At 45.3% G+C, this 26,482-nt stretch carries 22 protein-coding genes and 2 pseudogenes; 6 read left to right on the plus strand and 18 right to left on the minus strand.

The features are described from left to right. Positions 1-112: 112 nt before the first annotated feature. Both ACWP87_RS10425 and ACWP87_RS10430 read left to right on the plus strand, forming a co-directional pair. On the plus strand, positions 113-1,018 hold the full coding sequence (locus ACWP87_RS10425) for a proline-specific peptidase family protein (protein WP_005712840.1): 906 nt from the start codon (positions 113-115) through the stop codon (positions 1,016-1,018). 78 nt (positions 1,019-1,096) lie between these two features. Further along, positions 1,097-1,558 (plus strand): hypothetical protein, encoded by a 462-nt coding sequence (locus ACWP87_RS10430; RefSeq protein ID WP_014569826.1) that lies wholly within the window; start codon positions 1,097-1,099, stop codon positions 1,556-1,558. A gap of 81 nt (positions 1,559-1,639) precedes the next feature. Here ACWP87_RS10430 and ACWP87_RS10435 read toward each other — a convergent pair whose 3' ends face one another. Next, a complete protein-coding gene (locus ACWP87_RS10435) occupies positions 1,640-2,995 on the minus strand; it encodes an Nramp family divalent metal transporter (RefSeq protein WP_005712842.1) in 1,356 nt (451 codons plus the stop codon). Next, on the minus strand, positions 2,979-3,950 hold the full coding sequence (gene hemH / locus ACWP87_RS10440; protein WP_014569827.1) for a ferrochelatase: 972 nt from the start codon (positions 3,948-3,950) through the stop codon (positions 2,979-2,981). Before hemH ends, ACWP87_RS10435 begins: the two co-directional genes overlap by 17 nt. Before the next feature lie 294 nt (positions 3,951-4,244). On the opposite strand from hemH, the gene ACWP87_RS10445 reads away from it, so the two are divergent. Beyond that, complete coding sequence (locus ACWP87_RS10445) at positions 4,245-4,910, plus strand: histidine phosphatase family protein (protein ID WP_005687299.1); 666 nt, start codon at positions 4,245-4,247, stop codon at positions 4,908-4,910. 131 nt (positions 4,911-5,041) lie between these two features. Here ACWP87_RS10445 and rhaD read toward each other — a convergent pair whose 3' ends face one another. The 3 genes from rhaD to ACWP87_RS10460 form a co-directional block, all read right to left on the minus strand. After that, a complete protein-coding gene (gene rhaD, locus ACWP87_RS10450) occupies positions 5,042-5,935 on the minus strand; it encodes a rhamnulose-1-phosphate aldolase (RefSeq protein WP_014569828.1) in 894 nt (297 codons plus the stop codon). Between the two features lie 433 nt (positions 5,936-6,368). Beyond that, positions 6,369-8,177, minus strand: coding sequence for an FtsX-like permease family protein (locus ACWP87_RS10455; RefSeq protein WP_014569829.1), 1,809 nt, complete (start codon positions 8,175-8,177; stop codon positions 6,369-6,371). Positions 8,178-8,189: 12 nt separating this feature from the next. After that, entirely contained in the window at positions 8,190-8,948 is a 759-nt protein-coding gene (locus tag ACWP87_RS10460; RefSeq protein ID WP_005714643.1) for an ABC transporter ATP-binding protein, read from the minus strand. Positions 8,949-9,248: 300 nt separating this feature from the next. Between ACWP87_RS10460 and ACWP87_RS10465 the strand changes: the two genes are divergently transcribed. The 3 genes from ACWP87_RS10465 to hflX all read left to right on the plus strand — a co-directional run bounded on the left by ACWP87_RS10465 (position 9,249) and on the right by hflX (position 13,991). Further along, the gene (locus ACWP87_RS10465; RefSeq protein ID WP_014569830.1) at positions 9,249-10,919 is read left to right on the plus strand and encodes an APC family permease; all 1,671 of its coding nucleotides are present in this window, start codon (positions 9,249-9,251) and stop codon (positions 10,917-10,919) included. A 329-nt stretch (positions 10,920-11,248) separates the two neighbouring features. After that, positions 11,249-12,133, plus strand: a complete 885-nt coding sequence (locus ACWP87_RS10470) for a diacylglycerol/lipid kinase family protein (protein WP_005687280.1) — start codon at positions 11,249-11,251, stop codon at positions 12,131-12,133. A gap of 562 nt (positions 12,134-12,695) precedes the next feature. After that, on the plus strand, positions 12,696-13,991 hold the full coding sequence (hflX, locus tag ACWP87_RS10475) for a GTPase HflX (RefSeq protein ID WP_005687278.1): 1,296 nt from the start codon (positions 12,696-12,698) through the stop codon (positions 13,989-13,991). A gap of 122 nt (positions 13,992-14,113) precedes the next feature. Here the strand turns inward: hflX and ACWP87_RS10480 are convergent, their stop codons facing one another. From ACWP87_RS10480 to ACWP87_RS10540, 13 genes and pseudogenes are all read right to left on the minus strand, one after another. Continuing rightward, positions 14,114-15,091: a polysaccharide deacetylase family protein gene (locus tag ACWP87_RS10480; RefSeq protein WP_005687276.1), complete on the minus strand. Its 978-nt coding sequence runs from the start codon at positions 15,089-15,091 to the stop codon at positions 14,114-14,116. 199 nt (positions 15,092-15,290) lie between these two features. Continuing rightward, positions 15,291-16,441, minus strand: a pseudogene (gene wecB / locus ACWP87_RS10485) (non-hydrolyzing UDP-N-acetylglucosamine 2-epimerase). Between the two features lie 515 nt (positions 16,442-16,956). Continuing rightward, positions 16,957-18,333 (minus strand): hypothetical protein, encoded by a 1,377-nt coding sequence (locus ACWP87_RS10490; RefSeq protein WP_014569833.1) that lies wholly within the window; start codon positions 18,331-18,333, stop codon positions 16,957-16,959. A 241-nt stretch (positions 18,334-18,574) separates the two neighbouring features. Continuing rightward, positions 18,575-19,951, minus strand: a complete 1,377-nt coding sequence (locus ACWP87_RS10495) for a hypothetical protein (RefSeq protein ID WP_005688282.1) — start codon at positions 19,949-19,951, stop codon at positions 18,575-18,577. Continuing rightward, the gene (locus tag ACWP87_RS10500; protein WP_005688281.1) at positions 19,948-20,463 is read right to left on the minus strand and encodes a hypothetical protein; all 516 of its coding nucleotides are present in this window, start codon (positions 20,461-20,463) and stop codon (positions 19,948-19,950) included. Before ACWP87_RS10500 ends, ACWP87_RS10495 begins: the two co-directional genes overlap by 4 nt. A 264-nt stretch (positions 20,464-20,727) precedes the next feature. Next, positions 20,728-21,570 (minus strand): dTDP-4-dehydrorhamnose reductase, encoded by an 843-nt coding sequence (gene rfbD / locus ACWP87_RS10505; RefSeq protein WP_005688280.1) that lies wholly within the window; start codon positions 21,568-21,570, stop codon positions 20,728-20,730. A gap of 59 nt (positions 21,571-21,629) precedes the next feature. Then, positions 21,630-22,655 carry a dTDP-glucose 4,6-dehydratase gene (gene rfbB, locus ACWP87_RS10510; protein WP_014569834.1) on the minus strand — a complete coding sequence of 342 codons (1,026 nt, stop codon included), beginning with the start codon at positions 22,653-22,655 and terminating at the stop codon, positions 21,630-21,632. A gap of 2 nt (positions 22,656-22,657) precedes the next feature. After that, entirely contained in the window at positions 22,658-23,230 is a 573-nt protein-coding gene (rfbC, locus tag ACWP87_RS10515) for a dTDP-4-dehydrorhamnose 3,5-epimerase (protein ID WP_005688276.1), read from the minus strand. Between the two features lie 13 nt (positions 23,231-23,243). Next, the gene (gene rfbA / locus ACWP87_RS10520) at positions 23,244-24,116 is read right to left on the minus strand and encodes a glucose-1-phosphate thymidylyltransferase RfbA (protein ID WP_014569835.1); all 873 of its coding nucleotides are present in this window, start codon (positions 24,114-24,116) and stop codon (positions 23,244-23,246) included. Between the two features lie 366 nt (positions 24,117-24,482). Then, positions 24,483-24,752 carry an SH3-like domain-containing protein gene (locus tag ACWP87_RS10525; protein ID WP_286012881.1) on the minus strand — a complete coding sequence of 90 codons (270 nt, stop codon included), beginning with the start codon at positions 24,750-24,752 and terminating at the stop codon, positions 24,483-24,485. A gap of 15 nt (positions 24,753-24,767) precedes the next feature. After that, a pseudogene (locus tag ACWP87_RS10530) lies at positions 24,768-24,935 on the minus strand (SH3-like domain-containing protein); the annotation flags it as partial. 15 nt (positions 24,936-24,950) lie between these two features. Next, positions 24,951-26,204, minus strand: a complete 1,254-nt coding sequence (locus ACWP87_RS10535; protein WP_014569836.1) for a GH25 family lysozyme — start codon at positions 26,202-26,204, stop codon at positions 24,951-24,953. 36 nt (positions 26,205-26,240) lie between these two features. Then, entirely contained in the window at positions 26,241-26,444 is a 204-nt protein-coding gene (locus ACWP87_RS10540) for a hypothetical protein (RefSeq protein WP_005688271.1), read from the minus strand. Between the last annotated feature and the right edge of the window lie 38 nt (positions 26,445-26,482).

Here is a 26,482-nt window from a genome sequence, read left to right on the forward strand (position 1 = left end):
ATGACCGATCTCAGTGCAAAATAGTTATAAATGGCAGCACTTCCTTTTTTACGCCGTTGTCAGGCTATTTTCCGTGGTACAATGAGATTATTCTAAGAAAAAAGGTGATCAAATGAAACAAGGAACAACGATCCTGACCTTAGACAATGGCTACCACTTGTGGACCAATACGCAAGGCGAAGGTGACATTCACCTGCTTTGCCTACACGGTGGCCCCGGTGGCACGCACGAATACTGGGAGAACTTTGGCGAAGAACTCGCTGATCTCGGCGTTCAAGTCCATATGTACGATCAACTCGGGTCGTTTTACTCGGATCAGCCCGATTATTCTGATCCGGAAATTGCTAAAAAATATCTGACAACCGATTACTTTCTCGGTGAAGTTGAAGAAGTCCGCAAGAAGCTAGGATTGGATCACTTTTATTTGATCGGCCAAAGCTGGGGCGGTGCCTTGACCCAACTATATGCGTTGAAATACGGCCAGCATCTCAAAGGCGCGATCATTTCATCAATGGTGGACAACATCAATGAGTATGTTGAGCATATCAACCTGGTCCGCGAAGAAGCATTGCCTCCTTCAGCCGTAAAATATATGAAGAAAATCGAAAAAGCTGGCGATTGGGACGATCCGCAATATCAAAAATATGTGGATGTCTTAAATCGCGGCTATGTCGATCGCAAACAGCCACCGGCAATTTCACATCTAATTAGCACGATGGCAACGCCGGTTTACAATGCGTTCCAAGGCGATAATGAATTTGTCGTCACCGGTAAGCTGAAGGACTGGGACATTAGCGATCAAATTCACAACATCAAAGTGCCGACACTGTTGACATTCGGCGAACACGAAACCATGCCGCTAAAAGCTGCCCAGCGCATGGCTGAAGTAATTCCGCATGCTCGGTTGGTAACGACTCCAAATGGCGGCCATCATCACATGATTGACAACGCACCGGTTTACTTCAAGCATTTGAAGCAATTCATTTCCGATGTTGAAAACGGCACCTTTAACGACTAATGGTAAAAACCGCGCCCTTACTGTTAATATGGTCGCGGTTTTTGTCTATGCATCTTTTTAACATGAAAGGATCTCACCATGGCTTACACCGTTGATTTTAAAACCGTTAGCACCAACGGCTTAGAAAGTTCTCCTGTTGCACCGGCTTTGGCTGGGCTAAGAGCCAATGAAGCCCGGTATATTTGGAACAAATATAAAGTTCCTTATGTCACCTATCCTGTCAGTGAAAAACCGGACAGCCTCGCTTGGGTGCAGGCAATGCTTGCAGAACGCCAGCTCCATATCGCTGCCAAGCCGCTTGAAATCTGTGACCTTGCGCTACCGGATCTGCGCTGGGTTGAAGTCTATTATCAAGATGGACTAGCTATCAATGTGATGTATCACCTTACTGATCCCCAAAAACGGGCAGTCGGCTTTAAACTCAGCGACGGCATGACCGTTCCCGCCGAACTCGCGGATAAATTTAAATTTGCCCGCCAAAAATCAAAACTCGCCGGCACCATTCGCGGATCCTTCTTCGTAATTAAAGGAAGTTACTGATCGCAACATCTATCACGTACCAGATCAGGTTCACCAACAAAACGGTCGATGCATAACTGCGCATCGACCGTTTTATAGTATTCAAGGTAAAATAACTGACAAAATAAGTTGCACATTCAACAACGTAATGATGCCGGTTAAAACATATCCCATCCAACGCACGACTGGAGAATTAACGTGCTGGCCCATTAAGTCACGCCGATCGGTTAATGCCACTAGCGGAAATAGCGTAAATGGCAGCGCAATGCTCAGTGCTACTTGCGCGTAAACAATAACCTGCTCAAAGTGTTGCTCGCTAAAACCCATCACAAAGCCAATGATCATGATCGGAATCAGCGTAACCAACCGCGTCAATAAACGTCTGGCCCACAACGGAATCTGAATGTTCAAATAGCCTTCCATCACAATCTGACCAGCTAAGGTACTAGCAATCGAACTGATTAAACCCGTGATCAATAACGCAAAGGCAAACAAGGTGCTCATTAAGGGACTGGCCAGACCACCCACGATTGCCGGATTTTTCAAGCCGTTATAAACACCTTCAAATGCGGTGGCGTGGCTGCTCATGCCATAAAATAAAGTTGCCCCCAGAATCAGCAACAGCGCATTAATTATAAATGCCGCGACTAAATGGACATTAGAATCCCATTTGCCAAAGCGCAGCGCCTCGGTGACCTGCGCGGGAATATGTTCATCATATCGGCGGCTTTGGGCCAGCGATGAGTGCAAGTAGATATTATGTGGCATAATGGTCGCACCCATAATGCCCAGGCTTAATAACAACATGCCACGATTAGTCAGAATCTCGGTATGCGGAACCAACCCTGCAACAATGCCTCCCATTGACGGCCGCGCCCGCACCACTTCAATGCCGAAAATAATGCCAACTGTTAGAATAGATGCCAACACAATCAACTCGATCCGGCGAATGCCAAACCGCAAAAACATCAACACCACCAACACATCCGCGATCGTTAGCAGCATCCCCCACATCAATGGCAGGCCGAATAATAGCTTCAACGCAATCGCCGTACCGACAACTCCGGTCATATCCGTTGCCATCATGGCTGCTTCGTTCACCAGCCACAATCCGATTCGACTCCACTTCGGAACAAACGCCGCAATCGCTTGAGCCAAATCCAACCGCGCGACCACCCCGAGTTTAATGGCCAAGGTTTGCATGAACATCGCCGCCAAAATTGACAATAGCAACACCGCTAATAATGTCTCATGATAGCGACTCCCGCCCTCCAACGCCGTCAGCCAATTGCCGGGATCCATATACCCAACCGCAACCAACGCACCGGGACCACTGTAGGCCAGGAACTTTTGAACAAATGATGGTTCATACACTCCCGGTACCTGCACACTGCGATTAATCTCATCCAAACTAGGCTTTGCTTGCTGGACGCTGAGCTGCTCATTTCGCTTGGTCATGACGCATCACCTCTGCAGCAACCTTTTCTTTCGCCAGCGTTGCTAAAAAGGCACAAAACGCAGGACTGCCATTCATGGGGCGGACAGTTTTAAAGACTTTACCGCCATTAGCGCGAAAAGTTTGATAGTTTTGAACATCATTTTCTTCTAACGTCTCCAAACAATCCGTCACGAAACTAGGCGTCGTCACCAACACCCGCCTTTTGCCCAACGCTGCTAAGGCCACTAAACGATTGCGTAAATACGGCTTTAACCACGGTACCGGTCCGAACTTCGACTGATAACACGTCTCTACAATGGCCGGTGGTACTTTGGTCAGATAACGCTTAACCCCTGCTGTAGTCGCTTCACAGGCTTGCTGATAAGGATCGCCATGCCGCACCATCGCGGTTGGAATGCCATGATAACTCATAATCACGGCATCATAGTCACCTTGTATGTACGCATCGTCCAGTTGTTGCGCTAATAACTTCTGATAAGCGGACTGCTCGTAAAAGTGCTCAACGTTCAATGTTTTAACACCCGATGCTGCGACTTTTTCCAGGATTGTCTTGGTGGTGCTTTGGGTATACGCCGGAAAAAGGGGAATGACAACAATCGGCCGATCCCCGCGTGCTGCCATTGCTTGCAAGGAGGCGGCAATGGGATACTGACCGCCATAAGTCATCGCCATTTGAACATCCCAATCCGGAAGTGCCTGGCGCAAGCGATCACGTGTGACTTGCGTATAAGCAATCAACGGTGAGCCAGCCTGCGTCCACTCGTGCTGATAAAATGTCGCTGACCGCCAACTGCGAAATGGTAGCACAAATCCACGTAAAATCGGTTGCCATAAAATTTTAGGCATGGTAATCACATTCTGATCGCTTAAAAACTCCCGCAAATAACGCCGGACATCTTTGGTTTGCGGTGAAACCGGCGATCCCAAATTTACAATTAATAACCCCTTTGCCATTTAACTGCCCCCATTGTCTCCAAAAATTATAATTTAAGAATAACACAGGTCCATCGCTTTAAATTTGCTTTCTTGGAGCGAGTCGTTTAAATCATTCCGGTTATCAACTGCCAAATCCTACGCTGACGGCAAATCTTTTTCGCGCTTTCGAGACACAAAAACCTCGCCGCACCACAATATTGGGCACGCTTCCCGCCAACCAACTCCTGCTTCTATGCTAAACTAACATTAGAAGGATAAAACGTTTGCCGAGGTGAAATCGGCGAGCGTCAGACTGTCGAGGAGGCAAATTTAATGGCTACGAAAGGCATTACCGTCTACCTAGTGCGCCATGGGCAGACATGGTTTAATCACTTTAATAAAATGCAGGGTTGGAGCGACTCGCCGTTGACTGAAAACGGGATCAAGGACGGCACCAATACCGGAGTCATCTTGCGTAATGTTGCCTTTACCCACGCGTATTGCAGTGACACTACCCGGGCAACCCGGACAGCAGACTTGATTTTAAGCAAAAATGTCACGGGTAAGATTCCGCTGACAGTGACGCCGTTTTTCCGGGAACAATTTTACGGCTATTTTGAAGGTGAAGATTCGGGACAAACCTGGTACATGGTTGGGTTCCCCCACGGTGCCCGTACTTATCCGGAGATTCTCGAAAAATACGGTGTCGATGCGTCTAAAGACTTCATGCATGACGCTGATCCGTTTCATGAAGCAGAAGACGCTCGAACTTACTGGACGCGGCTAATGAAGGGGTTTCGGCAGTTGCGCTCGGAGAATCATGAAGGCGACAAAGTACTGATGGTCAGTCATGGTACAACGATTCGCAGTATTGTTGACAAGTTTGGCAAAAATGATGGCTTCGTAGTAACCGACTCACCGCGCAATGGTTCAATCAGTAAAATATTACTGACGGACACAGGCATTAAGGTCTTAAGTTATAATGAATTCGAAGCCTGATTCAATTTAAACCTTCAAGCGGTGATTTTTCAGCCGCTTTTTTTGATGAAACCAAAAGGGTCACACAACCAGCTTTGCATGGTTGTGTGACCCTTTTTCAGACATTTTATTCCCTATCTAGGCCACTGCGACTAGTGAACCAATTCTTTTTCCTCAATGAGTGAACCGCCGTGGATGAACTCCGGATTCGGGGTCAAATCGAAGCGTTCGGCCAGCTGTTCCAGATTCTCGTCTGTGATTTCGTTGACAAACTGACCACCTTGCGCCTGAATTGCGGTGTAGATAGTAGCGGCTTTTTCAACGGTTTCAATTAAGCCGTATGTTTCGTCAATCGAATCGCCAGCACCGAAGATACCATGCAGCGGCCACAAAACGATCCGGTATTGGCCCATTTTTTCGGCAGTTGCCTGGCCGATTTCGTTGGTTCCTGGCGTCATGTATGGTAAAACGCCAACGCCTTCAGGGAAAACAACGATTGATTCTGCCTGCATCTTCCAGAGAATGCGGCTGAACAATTTTTCTTTCCACGGTAACGTAAAGGTCATAGCAATGGTGTTCGTTGGATGACAGTGCATCACAACCCGCTGATTAGGATCCTGCTTAAGCCGTTGGATATGGGTCATCAAATGTGCCGGGAATTCACTGGTCGGCTGACCGCCATCGGAAAAGCCCCAGAGTAAATCGACACTTTGACCGTCTTGATTAATCCGAACCAGTCCTGTATCACGTTCCGGGAAGTCTTTGACGTTCTTGAAATAGCGACCGGTCCCGGTTACCAAGAAATATTGACCTGCCAAGGCACTGGCATCAAACTTAATCGGGATCGTGCGCTTGACTTCATGAACATCACCGTACTGATCGACTTCCTGCTTTGTAAGTCGATAGCTGACATTGCCGCCATTTCGTTCATCCCAACCATGTTGATAAAGATTCCACGTCACCTTACGCATCTGTTGCACAAATGGTGAATCAATAAACGCCTGTGTATATTCCGGATTCAAGAAATCTTTTTTTGAATCTGCCATGAAAACGTTCCTTCTTTCTTCTGGTCATCATGCCAAAGCTATCCCTTTACAGTGTCAAATAAACAGATCAACTTTTTTGTTGTCTTAAAAAGCGTCAAACCTACTGCACCCGAATAGCCATTAGCATGTTTGTTATCAATCTTTCTTACAGCTTCTATTTTACGAAGCCATGTAAGCGCTCGACCAGACCAAATGTACGCATCAAAACAGCAAAATCGGAACAGATGCACATATCACCCGGTATCCTGGAAATGAAAGCTCAATCCGGTTATAACATGACGAATAGCACTTCACGGTTGGCCCGTCAGTATTTTGGCTTTTCATAACGCACTACACAAAAATCGGCTTTAGCGTGATGGACAAAACCATCGCTAAAGCCGATTACGATTCATTTTAACGGTTCAAATTTTTTCAGACCACACTGCCGGGTTGCTTAAGACTTTGAGGCCAGGTTCTTATTAATCACAATACTCTGGTAAATCCAGACGGTTGCCAGATAGTACAAACCGTACAGCACGATGAATAACGCGAACGGTACTAACAAATGACCATATGGCTCGCTTAACAGGGTCTTGAACAACTGTAATCCGAATAACACGTGCACGATGCCGACCACTCCTGGCAAGAGGAACAAGGCGCCGATTTCCTGGCGAATCGACCGACGTAAAACGCGCGGCCGGGCACCAATTTTTTGCAACATGAGATAACGGTTCTTATCGTAATTGGCACCCGATAGAATTTTGAACATCAACGTTGAAGCCAACATCGCCAAGAAAGCAATTCCTAGGAAGAAGCCCATGAAAGCCAAGCCGGAATACAGGCCATTGACCACCGCATAGAAGACAAATTTCTGATCGCCATTGCTGCTCCAAAGCCGTGGATATTGGTGCTGCTGCAGCGTCACAATCCTTTGAATCGTATCGTAATTCTGATTGAAGTCTTTAACTTTAATGGTTGTCAAGGTCTCCGGATTCCCCAACTTGGCAAAAGTGGCAGCATCCGCAACCTTCATCTGCTTGCCGCGATTGTTCCCGATGAAGATGCCAAAAGCACCGGGGTACAATTCGATCAGCTTTTCAAAGTTCTGACTGGTGACTTTGATGTTGGGTGCATTGATGCCTTTATCCACCGCTTTAATTTCCAACGGATGGGCGTCAAGTTCCGTTTGACTGATGTAGACGGTTTTAGCATCTGATTTAAGTTCGTATTGCTGTTTGGCGGTCACATCCTGCAACTTATTGATTTCTGCGCGGGTGGCGGCATTTGGTGAAGCAACCGTCACGTCGTAAACTGTCGACTGACTTGCCAGCTTGGGAATGTCATGCGTAAAGCCCATCCCCACGGTAATGGCGCCTAAAGCCAGTGCAAACAGCATGGCAACTACGGATAAGATGCGGGTATAGTCCCGAATCCGAAAACTGAGCTGGGACAACGTGAACGTATGCAACTGCTTGGCTGCAAATGTCCGATTCCGCTTCATTAAACTGATTAAAGCCACAAAGACGGAATTAAATAAGAAATATGTTCCCAAAACAATGGTTACCAAAGCTAGCGGAATCGCCATTAACTGAAACTTAGGAACATTGGCCATGCTGTAATAACCGATAGCCAGCAAGATCACACCGAGGACAATCTGCAAGGCAAAGCTGCTTTTGTGTTGCTTAATCCGATTCGGTGTCTGGGCCTGATGTAATAACTGCAACATCGGCGTTTTCAGCAATTTTGCCGCGTTATACATAGCAGACAAAAGAAATAGGACGAAGAAGAAACCTAGTGTCCATAAAATGGCTGGCACCCAGATCGGTGAAAAACCCGTGGCTGGTGCATGTAAAGCGGCGATAATCCATTTTCCAATAAAAAGTGTGCCAACCATGCCAATAAGAATCCCGCCAATCGTCGCCATAATCCCGACTGTGACGGTTTCAAGGAAAATCAGCTGGCCGATTTTACGCCCTTTTGCGCCCAGCATCATGAACATCGCATAATCGCGTTGACGCATACTGAGCAAAAAGCTGTTGGCGTACACAATATAAACTAACGTGATAATCGCCAGCAAAACTGCCCCGAACCCGAAAATAAACGGGGTGAAGCCGATGGGTGAATTTTTCTTTAAAAAGCTCGTGTTCGTTGCTAAAGCCATAAACATGTAGAAAACAGCGCTGGCAATGACCAGTCCGGAGAATAAGACCGCATAGTCGCGGAAACGGTTTTTTAAGCCGCCAAGTGCGAGTTTACTTAACATTCTTGCTGCCTCCTACTTCTGAAATGTGCCGAGGGTCTCAAGAATCTCTTGATAGAAAGCTTCTTGACTCTTGTCACCGTGGACGAGCTCAGAACCGATCTGACCGTCTTTGATGAACAAGATCCGACTGGCATAGCTGGCGGAAAACGGATCGTGGGTCACCAGCAGAATCGACACACCTTCGTCACGATTCAAATGCGCCATGGTATCCAACAATTCGCGCGCAGCCTTGGAATCAAGTGCGCCGGTTGGTTCATCACCAAAAAGAATATCCGGCTGCTGAACCAATGCCCGAGCCGCGGCTACCCGTTGTTTTTGACCACCGGAAAGTTCGGTTGGGTAATGATCCAACACGTGTTCAATGCCAAGCGTTTGCGCGATCTTATCAACGGCTTCGGTTTGCTTTTTAGCGCTGACATTTTGCAAGGCAAGTGGCAATGCAATGTTTTCCCGGCCGGTTAAGTTTTCTAGTAAGTTGAAATCCTGGAAAATAAAGCCGATCTTTTTGGCGCGAAAATCGGATAAGGCGTCTCCTTTGAGTTTGGTCACATCGGCGCCTTTGATGCGAACGGAACCGGATGTCGGGGTGTCTAGCGTGCTTAGAATATTCAATAAAGTGGTTTTACCGGAGCCTGAAGCACCCATAATCCCAACGAATTCACCGGGTTCAACCTGAAAACTCACACCTTTTAGTGCCGGCGTTTGTTTTTCCCCTTGTTTGCCATATGTTTTCGTAACATTTTCAACCGTTACAACAGGTTGCTTGTCCATGATAAACCTCCATTTGCAATGTGCTTGCTTTTTATTTACAAGATTAATGATAATGGCTGCCAGCAATTTTTTCCTGATAATGCACTAACGGATGACGGATCGAAACTAACGGGTTTGTAAGCTACTTTAGCTTTTCTTTATTTTTGGCCCCCATCTCGCCGTAATCCTTGCTATAATCACACATGAGCTATGAAAATCCTTATGAAAGTTGGTTAATCGTGGGAACCTTTCGCAACAAAACGCCCGGGCTAAGTTCAAAATCAGCGGCTGATTGAACTTAGTAAAGGAGCACATTTTAATATGAATGATTTAGAAAAACCGCAAAAGCAGTACATTCCCTGGATGATTGTCGGCTTGATGGACTTTGTCACCGTCATCGGGTTTGACGACATCATCTATAACTTCCAGAATCAAGGCTTGGTGGCATTCACCAGCTGGATTATCATGACCTTCTTTTATGTCATTCCGTATAATCTGATTGTCGCACATATGGGTTCGACCTTTTCCGAACACGGTGGCGGGATCACCAGCTGGATGCGCGAAACCAATGGCGATACGGTTGGTTACTATGCGGCCTGGTTTTATTGGATCACCGGGCTGCCTTATGTCGTGGATGTGGCCAATTCGGTTGTTATTTCTTTTGGCTGGATCACCAACGGCAACGGTAACATTCAAGCCAACCTTGGTAATGCATGGTTTGGTATTCTCACGGCCGTTATCTTTGTGATCTTTATCTGGTTACAGCACTTCTTCAAAAATAAAAGTCTTGAGATCATGTCAACGATCGGCGGCGGGGCCATGTTTATCATGACGGTTTTATTCGTGATCATGACCTTCATCGGGTTATCCAAAGGCGCACCGATTGCCACCCGCCCGTTTGATTTCAAGGCCTTCATCCCCAAAGATTTCTTTTCACTGAGCTTCCTATCGACTTTTGGCTTGTTCGTCTTTGCCATGAACGGCTCCGAACTTGCCGCTCCCTACACCAAGGACATGCGCCATCCTGCCCGTGATTTTCCCAAAGCATTGAAAATGATTGCGATCATGACCATGTTCCTGACACTTTTTGGCACCTTTTCATTAGGGGTTTACTTTAACGCCCACCATCTGCCAAACGATTTGAAAATGAATGGTTCCTACTATGCGTTTCAAGCCATTGGTCGTCAATTCGGGATGGGCAACAGTCTGATGTATCTGTTCGCCGTGGTGCAAGGTATTTATATGTTAGCCCAGCTGGCTGTGATTCTGGACGCCTCAACCCGGGTCTTCCTGTCCGATGTGGCCAAGCGCTTCATGCCGCGTCAGTTGACAAAGATGAACGAAGACGGCTTGCCGATTAATGGTTACTGGATGACAACGATTCTGTGTGCGTTGATCATGGCACTCGGCGCACTTTTGCCGAAAATCAATGACATCTTCAACTGGCTGCTCAATCTCAACGGCATTGTCAGCCCGCTGTCCACTTGCTTCTTGTTCTGGTCCTACACGATGGTCCGGTTACATCAGGATCGGTTCCCGACGCCTGATTATACGTTTCTTAAAAATCGAAAAATCGGCTTAGTTGTCGGTATCTGGATGTTAGGGATTACCTTTTTACTTGGCACCCTTGGCTTCTTCCCGACTGACGCCACCGCGGACACTTTTGCACTCATGCTCGGTTTGAATATCGTGGTGCCAATTGGCATGGTCACGCTTGGCGTTTTGATGCCGTGGATCGCCAAACGTCAGCGGCAAGCAGATAACGGCCTTGCGTTTAGCCGCAACACCTGGTTGGTACTCACTACCCTCAGCTTAGTCGGGCTAGTTGTTGCAGCTACTTATGGGATGCACGTCAACTTACTCGATCACTTAACGCCTGTCATTCAATGGCCACTGATTGTCATCGTTGACCTTGCCATTGCCGGGGTGGTGCTCAAAGTCACCGCAAACGGCCGGCATCAACGGGTGGCTGGTTCGCCTGATGAGGGATGAGTTCTGGCTTACTATCTTAAGAGATAATTTTATAAATAAAGATTAGCTATATGATGTCCCGGCAACGAAACCTGTTGCTAGGGCATTTTTTGGCTGTAACCGGATTGTCCAGCAGAAAAAATCAACCGCCGCCAGCAACTACCAGTCAGCGACACCGTTACCACACCGCGTCCATCGTAGCAAAAAGTTGGCACTTACTATGCTGGCAGTAAGTTAAGTAGCCACCGTGACAACGTGATAAAATTAATTGTAGAAATTGGTTTTTTGCATAGCTGCTTCGACTTATTTTTAAACAATCGTTGAAGACTCAGAATATTAGGAGGTGCCGTATGCTCAGCTACACGATTATTTATAATCCTGCTTCCGGCCACGCTAAAGGCCCGACTGCCGCCGAACAGCTCAAGGCCAAACTTGAAGATCGCCAGCGGCAAGTCACCATGGCACCGACTAAAAGTGCTGATGACGCCCGAAATTTTGCTTATCAAGCCCAATCGGATATTGTCGTTGCAGTTGGCGGAGATGGCACGATTAACCAAGTCGTTGCCGGGCTCGCACCGCGCAAACAACCGCCAACGCTCGCTATTTTACCGGAAGGCACGGTCAATAACCTGGCTAAAGTCCTGCATATTCCGTTACTGCTGCCACTGGCGATCAAGAACATCTTAGAAGCCAAGCCGCAGCCATTAGACATTGCACAGGTCAATGATCGTTACATGGTAAGTACCTTGACACTCGGTGTTTTAGCCAATGCGGCGTTGTCCGTCACTCAAAAAGAAAAACGTCATTTTGGTCCCATCATCTACTTATTAAAGGGTTTTAAAGTTTTGGCCCAACACCAACACTGGATCCTACACTTGAACAGTGCTCACAACCACTGGGAAAAAGACACCCAATTTCTGCTAGTCAGCATGACCAATTCCGTTGGCGGTTTTACGAACGCGGTGCCAGATGCCGCCGTGGATGATGGCCATCTACATGTTTTTATCGCCCCAAAACTAACCTGGTGGCGCTCACTACTAGCCATCCCCTACTTCATCACCGGCAACTTTCAGAAACTACCCGGCATGACTTATTTCGCCACCGAGCAACTTACCATCGAGGCTCCAAAAACGCTCCAAAGCAGGGTTGACGGCGACCCGAGCACCAAGACGCCGCTAAAATTGACTGTCATCGCTGACCATATTCAAGTATTAGCCCCACCGGTGGGAAAATAATCTGACAGTGCCGCATATGAATGACTTATTGCATTTATAACGTCTACTTTTAAGTTGCGCAGTTTCAACGGCTTTTGACTGTCGTGCTGCTTTTTTTACTAGCCTGAACAGTCCTCGAATAGTCCGTTAGTGTAAAATTTCGCTCGATAAGACGATAGGGCCGGATGATAAAACCATGAAAAATAGAAAGTAAGAGCTGGCGGAGCGGTGGCGGGCTCAGTGGTGAAATTGGTCTTAAGCGGAGTGGGCTTCTCCGCTTTAGACCAAGGCCGAGCTTCGAAACCGCGGTCTTTGCGGGTTCGAAGTCGTGCCCACCACGTTCCAGCCCAGCCACCGCGGAGCCAGCTCGGAGTATCGGAAATCACTTAATTAGAGTAGAACCAAGTAAAGTTGACACTTACGAATAGTCCGTTCTAATAGTCTTTCCAAAATTCCCGTGTTACACTAGACTTATTCAAATGAGAGGGGTGAATCGCCATGCGGTTACGCAAGGTTGCACCATGACTGTCGATTCGTTAGTACCGATCTGTGGCGATAACGCCCGGATCTATGAAAGGAATTTATGACTGAACAAATATCTAATGAAGTAACTTCTGAAAATGTTTTAATTGCCGGCATTTCGCGGCAACAACCTGACTTTGACTACACCATGACCGAACTCGGTGAATTAGCCAAAGCGGATAACTACACCGTTGTCGGCGAAGTGCGGCAGAATCTCGATCGCGCAGTGGCGGCCACTTATTTTGGTTCCGGCAAAGTAGACGACATTCGCCAACTGGCTAATGTCCGCGAGGCTTCAACCGTGATTATCAACGATGAATTATCGCCTTCACAATTGCGCAATCTTGAAAAGCAGACCAAACTGCATGTGATTGATCGCACGCAGCTGATTCTCGACATTTTCGCCGACCGCGCGCGCAGTAAAGCCGCCAAAACTCAGGTTGAAATCGCCCAATTGCAATATGCCTTGCCGCGGCTTCATCCCAGCGCCAACCGCCTCGACCAGCAAGTCGGTGGCGGCGCCGGATTTGCCACGCGTGGTGCCGGTGAAACCCAACTTGAACTCGATCGTCGGGTGCTCAACAAGCGCATCAGTCACTTGCGACAGGAACTCAAAGACGCCAGCGTCGGCGATCAAGTACGTCGCGCCCGTCGCGAAGACAAAGCCATTCCAGTTGTTGCATTAGTCGGCTACACAAATGCCGGCAAAAGCACGACCATGAACGGGCTGCTGCAGCTGTTTGCGGATCGCCCGGAAGACAAACAGGTTTTCGAAAAAGACATGTTATTTGCCACGCTCGATACCAGCGTTCGCCAAATCACCTTGCCTGACAATCGCAAATTCCTGCTGAGCGACACGGTCGGTTTCGTCTCCAAACTGCCCCACAACCTCATCGACAGCTTCAAAGCCACCCTTGCCGAAGCTGCCAACGCCGACTTGCTCATTCAGGTAGTTGATTATTCCGATGAGAATTACCCGGAAATGATGGCCATCACCGAAAAAACGCTCCGTGAAGTCGGCATCACCAATATCCCGATGATCGAAGCTTACAACAAAGCCGATTTACGCGAAGGCACCCGTTATCCGGAAATAAACGGCCAACGCCTCGTCTACTCGGCTCGTGACAAACGCTCGCTCCAAGCCCTCACCGATCTCATCAAAGCCAATCTCTTCGGCCAAGATGAAGAACACACCTACCTGATCCCATTTGATCAAGGTCAGCTCGTCAACTACCTCAATCAGGAAACTGTGGTCAAAACCACTGACTACACGGAACACGGCACGCGCATTACAGCCGTTGTTAACCCGGTTCAAAAAGGTAAGTTGGCACGGTTTGCGGTAAAAGAGAAAGTTTGACTTAAAACCATAATTGACACCAATAGGGACCTTGCTTTTCGCTGCTTAATCATTGTAAGCAGGATTGGCACGGTCCCTTTTTATAGCGTTAAACCGAATTTGGCGTTGATCGGCTATTATGGTCACTCAAGAACACCAAATTTATAGCCATTATCACGGTAATAGGCAATAATTTTAGGTAAGGTTTGAACTGTCAAGTCTTTACCCAGTGCGTCATGCATCAGCACCACCCGCACTTGACTCGTGGGATAAACGGCCAATGACCGTAAATGATATTGCAACATGGCCGCTTCGGTTTTTGGTTCCTGCGCCTGACTCAAAGCATCTCCAACCGCAGCATTCCAATCAATCCAATCCAACCCCAACCGTGCCAAGCCTTTGTCGGCATCAGCCAGACCCTTCCAGCTAAAATGACCGCCTGGATATCGCCATAAATGGGTGACAAAATCCGGTCCCAGCGCCTGCTTAACCATCGTCTGCTCCAACTTAGCCTCATGCTCGATCGCAGCCGTCGCTCCAACTCGTCCCGGATAAAGCACATTATAATTATGCGTTATACTATGTAAGCCAATGCTATTGCCCCCATCATATATCGCCTTCAAAACCGGTACAGTCGCAGGCGAAAGCTGTCGCCCAACGACAAAGAAAGTGCCATGAACCCCTTCTTGATTGAGAATGTTCAAAACGCGTGGCGAATTGACCGTATTCGGCCCATCATCAAAAGTCAGAAACACGACTTTTTCTTTGATATTGCTCGTGTTGGGTTCGGTCATTTCCTGTTTGACTTGAGCAACGGGGTAAGCGTAAGCACTGGCTGTGGCGAGGTGACTCTGTCCGCTTGGCATTGACGGTTTCTCTGATTCTGCAGTTTTTTGTTTTGACCGTGCTATTGACGCCCGCTGCCTTTCAACAAGACGTGACCTTGAGGCAGCGGCCTTAACTCGTGCCTTCTTCAGGCTAGCCAGGTCGTCTTGGCGCTGCTGGGTCGCAACCAACTGGCGAACTACTAACAAGCCGCCAACAATGATAAGCGTTGTCAGGAACATTATCAGGACCATGAAGTTTTTGCTACTGCTATGTTGCCGCTTCTTTCTTCGCATCGTCCAACTCCAGTTTATTAGTTTAATCCGAGTGCAAGTTTATCATGATTTGCGCTGTTACAGTTGTTAGACGACTTGCGTTTTAAGATCAACTAAAAATCCATCTTTAGTTCGCACCGAAACGGCAAGTAAAGATGGATTAGTAAAATCTATTCTTCAACGCTACTCAACGCAGCGCCTAAAAATTGCAAAGACTCGTTCAACATTGAGTGCGAAACGATTGCGGGCGCTCTTTCACTCGTCCAAACTCATATAAAATTGCATTCAGAATCCGCTCAGAAGCGCGACCATCGCCATATGGATTCTTAGCATCTGCCATGCGCTGATATTCCGCATGGTCATCCAATAGTTGAAGCATAGCCGTTTTCACCGTCTGCGGTTCAGTACCTACCAACTTCAACGTCCCGGCTTGAACCCCCTCCGGCCGTTCCGTCCTGTCGCGCAAGACCAAAACCGGCTTACCCAATGAAGGCGCCTCTTCCTGAACACCACCAGAGTCAGTCATAATAAAATAGCTCCGCGCGGCTAAATTATGGAAATCGACAACATCTAACGGGTCAATCAAGTGAATTCTGGAATGATGATCTAAAATTGAATCAGCTGTCTCTTGAACAACTGGATTCAAATGCACAGGATAGATCAACTCAATATCCGCATGGGTCTCAACCACTTCGCGCATCACGCGGAAGACTCGCCGCATTGGCTCCCCTTGATTTTCCCGGCGATGCATGGTGACAAGAATCATTTTTTGTTTGGATCAATCAGATCAAGCACTTGATGATGATAATCTGTCTGAACAGTTTGATCAAGTGCGTCAATCGCTGTATTGCCAGTCACGAAAATCTGCTCTTCAGGATGATGCTCGGCCAGAAGATTGGCCTGACTCTGTTCAGTTGGGGCAAAGTACAAGTCACTCAGAACATCGGTGAGTTGTCGGTTCATCTCTTCCGGATAGGGACTGTATTTGTCCCAAGTGCGCAACCCAGCCTCGACATGCCCAATTTTTGTCTGCTGATAAAACGCAGAAACGCTAGCGGCAAAGGTAGTCGTTGTATCGCCATGAACCAAGACAATATCTGGCTGTTCTGTGGCAATAATCTGGCCCAATTGCAATATCACGTTACTGGTGATATCAGGCAATGTCTGCCGTGCTTTCATGATGTTCAAGTCGTAATCAGGTTTGATGTGAAAGGTTGTCAATACCTGATCAAGCATTTCGCGATGCTGCCCGGTGACAACTGTTACTTCATTGAATTGATCATGACATTGTTTAAGTCTTTGTACGATTGGAGCCATTTTGATTGCTTCCGGGCGCGTTCCGAACACGGTTATTACTTTAAGTTTGGGCATTAAGGAATCTCCTCGTATATTTTGTGACTGGTACATTAGCGGTTCAAATTGTTGGCATACTTGATCACAAGGTAGTCTGGGTATCCCATGAAACATTGGAAGAACGGTGTTTCACAAATGATATCCTGTAGTTTGCAAAATGATTTGAGCGTCCGACCAACTTTGGAAGAGAAGCTAATTGACAAGTTGCTACCAGCTTGGCCAATAAATTGGGCTGATGAATTGAACCCTTTCGATATGAGGACTACGCAAAGCCCCTAAACATGCGTTAAAGGATCAAAATTGACAAGCCAGATCGGTGTCTAGTAACGATAGACTACCGTGTGTCGTCGATAGATTGTCAACAATGCACGATAAAAACCCAAACCAAAGAAAAGCATATACATCTACTATACAACGATAATGGTGGGCTAGCTGTCATGACGTCATTTAACGGCCAACTTTGCGGCGGTTATTCAGCTTGGTCCGGACAATCCCGGACATGAGAACAAATTCAGGCCTCAATTGTATTGGCTTCAACCCTGTGTCAACCCGATTGAAATCAAATTGCTAATGACAAAGAATACTGCAGTAACAGCCGTTCCCCACCTCAAAAAGACGTTTAAAAGTTTTTTGGGCGAAATATACTTATATTGCTCTGTATATATTCTGACAATGATATATATAAAGGAAAAATTTAAGAAAAGCAGTGTTCGTGGTCCAGATGCGTAAACGGTTGGTGAAAAGCCAACAGCCACAGCCGTTAATAAACCCGAAATTAAAACAACGTCAAGAAAAAGACCAGTTGAAAGTTTTTCAAAAGCATTTAACAAAACAATTAAAACTGCAGCGAAAATCAAGGAATACAGTACAAAAGGAACATAACTTGTAAAGTTGAAGTAGTTAGTTGCCCCAACTCTAGCTTGATCAGCAACGTCATTAAATAATTGATCAAACTTTGGAGAGTATATGATGACAATTGGTTTCAAAATTGTACGCGTCAAGACAAAGGCTAAGGGAACGATCCCCGTGGCAACGAGTACTTTGGAACGTCGCTGAGATGTCACGGCAACAAGAAAAATCATGAATGCAAAGCACAGAAACAAGAAACTGTTATCAGTCATCTCTGAAAAAGCGTGATTAACACCTATGACAAATTTGTCCACAACTGTCAGTCCGGAAAAATCAAGCATGTTATCCTTAGTCTCTGTGACAAGTCTCAATTTATTCCCGGGAGAATATAAAGCAAATACGATGTTGGCAATTGAGATGGCGTATTGTAGCACAGTAAAAATGAACCCTAAAATGGTGAAACGACGAAAATAGCACATGGCCAGTGAAAAGTATGTCAGCAAGCAGAGATACATAATTCCAAATGTTTCAAAATTTGTGGCAAATGCTAAAGCAAAAAGCGCCAGTAAAGCAGGAACGACCCCTACTTTCTTTTGATTATAAATTCTATCAAGTAAAACCATTGCGTAACTGCCCATTGCAAGTGGCCATAAATAGTTAATTGTTGTCGCCATCCACCCAGCCGATTGCATCTGTATGATCGGATAAATGAATACAAGTGAAATCACTAAATAATTATGCTTATAATGTGTCAATGCCATGAGAGACCATATCAACAGCATCCACATTAAAGTATCAATAACCGCCCACGTTGTTGTGTGCATACCGCTAGACAATCTTATTAACGGAGCCTCTATAAGAACACGTGAGGTCCATGAACTATAACGCCAATAAAGTACAGATAAAAGCGACGAATGATCAATGAGGTGGGAAAAAACGGCGATAGCATCACCAACATATTCACGCATAAAGATATGTTCTACCAGCAAGACTAGAAAAGCTATGCCCAACGCAGAATACCGAGAATCTCTTGAAACCTTTGACCAAATTTTCTTAATCATTTTATACCACCAATTTGTAATCTATACCTGTCACTAGTAGTTTAAACTCTCTGCTGAACAGTCCACGAACATCAAATTGTTCGCCCAACTTCAGCGAAGACCTTAAAGCATGCCAGCGCCTACAGTTTGTTACCGCTCACTGGTCGTTAAAATTTATACTAGCAGCGAGCAACGTTAGAGGATAACTGTTTCTCTTTCTTTATTTTTAGCCTCTATAACCTGCCCTAGTCTGCAGGTAAGTTCAACTGTATGAAATACCAATAGCAATAAAGTTATTGATGACTGAAAAGACTGTAAAAGCTATAAGCCCCCATTTTGCAATAAAGTTCAGATACATGTTTTGACTAATAAATGGTTTAGATTTTTCATACATAATTGTGATGATATAAATCAAAATGATATCCAAGAAAAGGAAAGTCCGCGGTCCAGACACATACATCGATGGTGAAAATCCAACCGCAACAGTTGTTAATAGGCCAGATACAAACACAACTGTTAAAAATATGCCAAAGTTAAAGTTTTTAAAAGCATTGCATAAAACAAGTAATATCGAAATAAGTAACACAACATACAAAAGAAATGGTATGTAGTACATCACATTGAAATAATTAAGCGCGTCGATTCTTTGTTGTTCTGCTGCGTCCTTAAACAAGGCACTAAATTCTGGTAAATAAACTTTAGCAATTGGTGCAATGATGGTCCGAGCAAGAACAAACGAAAAAGGTATAAACGCAGCCACAAGTATTCTTCGCGATTTGCTTTTTAAAAATAGCGCAATAACAACCAACATTATCGTAAACAAAAAGAAGAAGAAGTTCTTGTCTGTTAATTCTGAGAATGTATGGGTATATCCCATTACTAACTTGTCAAACGGGCCTAAATTGGCAAAATCTAGCATACGAAATTTAGTTTCGACAAGCACTCGTGCTTTGTTTCCAGGAGCTATCAAAGCAAGTCCAACGTTTGCTATACAAATTAGATATTGAGAAGCGGTGAATAAAACACCAAGTGTGGACACGCGTCGCTTTAAAATCATTGCAACCGCAAAAAAAGAGAGTATGCACAGATACATCACACCATATGTTTCAAAGTTAGTAGCAAAAGCTAGCCCCAAAAGTGTTACAAGACCTGTTACTATATTGGCTTTCTCGTGGTAATAAATTTTATAAAGTGAAACAAGGGCGAATGTCCCTAAAGCAGCTGGCCAAAAATAATTGATAGACGTGGCCATCCAGCCAGCCCCATTCATGAGTGATAGCGGTATCATTAACACCAGTGACATAATTAAGTAGTTGTGACGGCCGCGAGTTAACTTCATTAACGACCAGAGTAACAGCATCCACATCAGTATATCGATAATTATCCAGACTTTAATATGCATGTTTTGTGACAATTTCAACAAAACGGATTCGATAAAGATTCTTGAAGTCCAAGTTGTATATCGCCAATGTAATGTCGCAAGTAATGTAGTTCGATCTAAGTAGTGAGAAAAGGCAGTTGCTGCATCTCCGGTATATTCCCGTATAAACAGGTGCTGTAATGTAACCACGAAAAACGCAATACTTAGACATTGGAGTTGTGAATTATCACGAATTTTTGCCCCTATTCTCCTTATCATTTTACACCACCCACCTTATAGTCTATCCCAGTCTTAACCAAATCTGTCTGCTGTTTGTTGGCAACAAGAAATCCGATTTTATACTTTTTTTCTTTCTCATTTGTCATATACTTTATTGGAATGTAACCGTGAAAACCACTGTTCATATAATTGTAAACACCGGCTTTTCCACGCATCTTAGCAACATCATTTCGATCCTCCATTTTTAAAGGAAAGATCTGAACTTCTTTGCTGTCTTTTGTATACAAAACGAGGCTGGTGACAAACTTCTGAGGCTCTTGCCCCTTAACGAAAATCCAGCCAGAAATTTCCGTATAATCGCGGTTTTTTAAACCAAGTGTTTCTATACTATATTTAACCCGTTTCTTTGGCATGATCGAAAATTTTGTTACTGGTTCAACTTTTGGCACTGCATGACTCCGATATTGGACAACCACGCAAACCAAAGCAACAAGAAGACCAGTCCCGATAATTAGCCAGGAAATAACCTTTCTCTTAAAACTGTCTGTCATTTAATTTTTCCTCCTTGAACAACGCCCTTTTAAGATTACCATATGTTGATTGAATGGTCAGTCCTTTCTTGAATCGTTCAGAAATTAATCATGCTGACTTAGAAATTGTTCAATAGCAAGAGCACTGACATACTAAAACACCACCAGATATGTTATTCTGGTGGCGTTTTTAAGATGATCACTCTTATCGTTCAGTAAGTCTACTTCGTGGGACAATGTAAGTGACATTAAAATAATTGACCTATTTTCAAACCTGAATGTAGTTTACTTATCGACAATCTTCAAAAAGTCTTTCAAAGCATCCTGCCACGTCGGAATCTCAAACCCAGTGGCCTTCGTCTTGCTCAAATCCAAAATCGAATGCCGCGGCCGCCATGCTTTTTGCGGATACTCCGCTGACGATACCGGTTTCACCGTGACATCTTTATCGGCCAAGATGGCACTGGCAAACTCATACCAGTTACAACTGTTGTCATTGGACAAGTGATAGATACCATAATCTAAATGCTGATCAACGGCAAAGGTCATAAACTCGGCTAGCGTCTTGGTCCATGATGGACGGCCATATTGATCGTCCACCACGGTCAGTTCCTTATGCGTTTTGGCGAGGTTCAACATCGTGTAGACAAAGTTGTGACCATATTCACCAAAGACCCAAGAAGTCCGAATGATGTAGTACTTCTTAAGGTACTTTTGCACCTGCTGTTCGCCTTCGTATTTAGCCCGCCCATATTCATTGCGTGGCGCCGGCTGATCGTCAACGGTGTAAATCTCCTTACTATCGCCATCAAACACGTAATCGGTGCTGATGTAAACCAAGGTTGCATCAACTTTGGCCGCTGCTTTAGCCAAGTTACGCGTACCGTCAACGTTCACCAATTGATTGAGCGCTTTTGCTTCGTCTTCGGCTTTATCAACGGCTGTATAGGCAGCACAGTGATACACCACGTCTGGCTGATAGTCCGCAAAGTACTGATTAACGGCGGCTTCATCGGTAATATCTAAGTCTTTGGCATCAGTTGCCCGATAAGTAATGCCGCGTGCATCCAATAAGTGGCGTAGTTCGGTGCCTAGTTGGCCTTGTGCGCCGGTAATCAAAATCTTCATCTATCTTCTCCTCGACATTTTAAAACTTGGCAAGTCCGATCCATTGCGTTGGTCGCAACTCATTGACCATTCTGCTTGTACTTCGCTTCAACCGCAGACTTTTCATCTTGCCACCAGCTACGATGATCGGTGTACCACTTAATGGTGTCCGCCAAGCCTTCTTCAAAGTCGGTATATTGCGGTTTCCAGCCTAACTCTTCGCGGGTCTTGGAAGCGTCAATGGCATAACGCATATCATGGCCCGGGCGATCTTTGACCTGATCATAATAGTCAGTCGGTTTGCCCATGAGCTTCAAGATCAATTCGAGCACGGTCTTGTTATCCTGTTCGCCATTAGCCCCGATTAAGTAAGTTTCGCCAATCTTGCCTTTAGTCAAAATGTCCCAGATGGCGCTGGAATGATCATTGGTGTGAATCCAATCACGGACATTCTTACCGGTGCCATAAAGTTTTGGCTTAATACCATTCAAAATATTGGTGATTTGTCGCGGAATGAACTTTTCAATATGTTGATAGGGGCCATAGTTATTGGAGCAATTAGAGATGGTCGCCCGAACGCCAAAGGAACGTGCCCACGCATGAACAAGCATGTCACTCGCCGCTTTGGTTGAAGAATAAGGGCTTGAAGGGTTGTAACGACTGTTGATCGTGAACTTTTCACCTGGGCCTTCGCCATGGCCGGGTAGATCTTCACGTAACGGTAAATCACCATAAACTTCATCGGTTGAGATGTGGTGGAAGCGAACATCATACTTACGGGCCGCTTCTAACAAAGTATAGGTGCCAATCACGTTACTGTGTAAGAATGGATCCGGATTAATCAGTGAATTGTCATTATGACTTTCAGCCGCAAAGTTAACCACGGTGTCCACTTGACCCATCAGTTTGTCAACCAGTTCTTTATCGGCAATATCGCCAACAACTAATTTAACCCGATCGCCCAAAACATCTTCGATATTGGCTTTATTGCCGGCATAAGTCAGCTTATCCAACACCATGATCTGAACATCTGGATGGTTCTTGTAAACAAAATGGACAAAGTTTGAGCCGATAAAGCCGGCCCCGCCTGTAATCATAAGTTTCATGTTTAAATCTCCCCGTAAACAAAGTTATTCTCGGCATCTTTTAATTGCGGATGATGCTGATCTTTCTCCGACATAATCAGATGTGCCGTTGACATTGGCCAGTCAATCCCGATATCCGGATCATCAAACGCGATGCCGCGATCAGCTTCAGGGGCATAATAACCCTCAACTTTATAAACAAAGTTAACATTGGGCGTCAAAGTAATGAAGCCATGCGCGAACCCCTTAGGAACCAAGAGTTGGCGGTGATTATATTGACTTAAGATATAACCTTCCCACTGACCATATGTCGGTGAGCCCTTGCGAATATCCACTAAGACATCCTCAACGACTCCGGTCACCACCCGCACCAGCTTTGTTTGCGCATAAGGTGCCATTTGGTAATGCATGCCGCGTAAAACCCCAGCTTCGGCCGACAGCGACTGATTGTCTTGGTTGAAATCATTTTTAATCCCGGCCTCGACAAACTTTTCCCGGGTATACGTCTCCGTGAAAAAGCCGCGATTGTCACCGAAGACATCGGTTTCAACTAACTTAACATCCTTTAATTTGGTTGGAATAACTTTTAAACTCAAGTGTCTTTGCCTCCTAGGCTTCTTCGTCTGCTAAGCGCAAAATGTACTGACCGTAATCATTCTTCTTAAGCGGCTGCGCCAGTTTGCGTAATTGATCGCGATCAATGTAACCCATCCGGTAGGCTACTTCTTCAAGACAGGCAATTTTAAGATTCTGCCGCTTCTGAACGGTCTCAATAAAACTAGCCGCCTCATGTAAGGATTCATGGGTGCCAGTATCTAACCAAGCAAATCCTCGACCCAACAGCTCAACATCAAGTTGGCCACGTTCGAGATACGCTTTGTTCACATCCGTAATCTCTAGTTCGCCTCGTGGTGACGGTTTAAGGTTCTTAGCAATGTCCACCACTTGGTTGTCATAGAAATACATGCCGGTAACCGCAAAGTTACTCTCCGGATGCTCTGGCTTTTCGACAATCGATTGCACATGATGCTGCTCGTCAAAGGCTACTACGCCAAAACGCTCAGGGTCATTGACTTGATAGCCGAACACCGTTGCCCCGGTTGTTTTAGCCGCCGAGCGCTGCACCAGCTTGGACAAGCCGCTGCCATAAAAGATATTGTCGCCGAGAATCAAGCACACAGAATCATCGCCAATGAAGTCAGCCCCGACAATGAAAGCTTCCGCCAGGCCATTTGGCTTTTCCTGTATTTTGTAACTAATATTGAGTCCCAGTTGTTTACCGTCTTTTAACAGATCCTGAAAACGATCAATATCTCTCGGCGTTGAAATGACCAAGATATCGCGAATCCCAGCCAACATCATGGTTGACAGGGGATAGTAGATCATCGGCTTATCATATACCGGTACCAGTTGCTTAGAGATTGCCTCCGTAATCGGATACAGTCGGGTGCCAGAACCACCGGCTAGAATGATACCTTTCATGAAGATAGATCCTCCCTCATTTAAAATTTCAATAAGCTGCTATTTTGCTTTCGGTTTCTACTTCAACCGCTCACATGTTACATGATACCAGTTTACGCTTACAAGCTGAACTAAAAGCAGGAAAACTTTAAACATACCCAACAAATCAATCATGACAAAGCCATCCAAAAATAAGGCTTATTTGTTACTTATTAGCATGTTGCCTTAGTTAAGAAAAAACGGCCTAAAAGAAAATAAGGCCGTTTCCAGAATTGTCTTAAATCGATTACTTACACCTTGTGATAGTGCCAGTAACAGACATGCATGGGCGTCATCTGTGCGTAATCGTCATAATGATCTACTGACTCGTTAAGAAGTTCAACCAACCTAAGCAATGTCTAGTGCTCGCTTATCAATCCAGTAAAGGCTGCCATTAGCTAACTTAATTTGGACAAAGGTTCCCTTCGCCGTTCTCTTTTCTTCGAGTGCAGTAAAGTGCTGTCCATTAAGTGCTTTAGCATTCGTATTACCTACTGCAGTTGCCACACTGGTGAAGAATGGTCCAGAGACGTATAGACCATCGGCACTTGAACTTTGGTTGATGACCCCAGAATAATCAACCTTCTTATCTGACAGGATCTTATCATACTTATCAATGGCTAAGGCTCGCTTGTCCGTCCAATAAACGCTGCCATCATTTAATTTAACCTTGACAAATGTTCCCTTAGCAGTTTTATCCTCTTCAAATGCTGTAAAATGTTGCCCATTAAGTGCTTTGGCATTCGTATTACCCACCGCAGTTGCAACACTAGTAAAGAATGGACCAGAAGCATACAAACCATCTGCGCGCGAACTCTAATCAAAGCTGCCTGTATAAGAAACCGCTGTTGTTGAAATGACCTTATCATATCGATCAATGGCTAATGCACGTTTATCAACCCAATAAATTTTTCCATCATTCAGCTTGATTTCAACAAATGTGCCCTTGGCTGTTGTGTCCTCTTCAAGCGCCGTGAAGTGTTGACCATTAAGTGCCTTGGCATTCGTATTCCCTATGGCAGTTGCGACACTGGTAAAGAATGGACCAGCTGTATACAAACCATCTGCGCGTGAGTTTTGATCAAGACTGCCTGTATAAGAAACCGGCGTCTTTGATGTAACGGTGTCATATTGTTCAATCGCCAACGCGCGTTTATCAATCCAATAGACGCTGCCATTATTAAATCGGATTTGCACAAAAGTTCCTTTGGCTGTTGTTTCTTCTTGAAGTGCAGTGAAATGAGCTCCGTTGTATGCTTTGGCAGCAGTATTACCTACCGACGTAGCAGCACTGGTATAAAATGGCGCTGATGCATAGAGACCGTCCGCTCGTACGCTCTGGTCCAAAGATCCGGAATAAGATACCGTTTTTTGCGAAACAATTGGATCGTAGCTTACTGAACTCGGAGCGGTACTTGTACTTGCAGCACCATTTTCACGCGTAAACAACCCCTGATAGTCTATCGAAACATCAAGATTCTGACTGTGCCCAGGAAGATGTCCGGTAGAAGAAAATTGCCATGCGCCAAAGTCTTGATCCCATAGCGAGTTTGCGCTTGGTGTATACGGATACTGCGCAATCCAAGTGCGATCCTTGCCAGTTGTTGAAGTCAAAGCGTCCAAATGTTTGTAATAACGCATTGTATAGGCAACATGATTCTGGTAACCGCGCTGGGTCATTGTCTGCCAAAAGGCTTTCAAGTTCCCAGCAATGTCTCCACTAACAGCGTCAGATTCAATATCAGCAACAACCGTTACATTTTTACCGACATTAAGTGAATCAAGTCGATTAGCAAAATAGTTAGCTTCTGCAACGGCAGCACTGGCCGAATCAAAGGTTGCATAATGATATGCAGAAACGACCATGCCAGCATTTCGCGCAAACTTAATTTGATTTGCCGCAATACCATTTGTGTAATAGGTTCCTTCAGTGACTTTAACAACGACCCCTTTAATCCCCAAATTATGTAATTGGGTATAGTCATTTTGTGTCATCCAGCTTTGCCAATCAGAAACATCAACAACGTCATTACGCGGAACCGATGAATCGCCTATCGTAAAGTTTTTCAAAGTGTAATCGTTAGCCGCAAACGTCGAGATACTGTTTTATCCAGTGGTTGTCGTGTTATTTCCAGCGTCCAAGACACTTTTTTGCATCCCACCAGACATTTGTGATTCATTCAAACTTGATTGAGCAGAAATTGTTGCCCCACTATTTTCTGCTGCAAAAGTCGGTGTTCCAAGAATCAGTGTTGAACACAAAAATGATGATGCGATTGCTGCTGATGTCCACAATGCCCCTTTTTTCATGATTAAATTCCTCCTAAGTTAAAAACTCTGTAAAACAA

The sequence above is a fragment of the Lacticaseibacillus sp. 22 genome, from assembly GCF_055413445.1.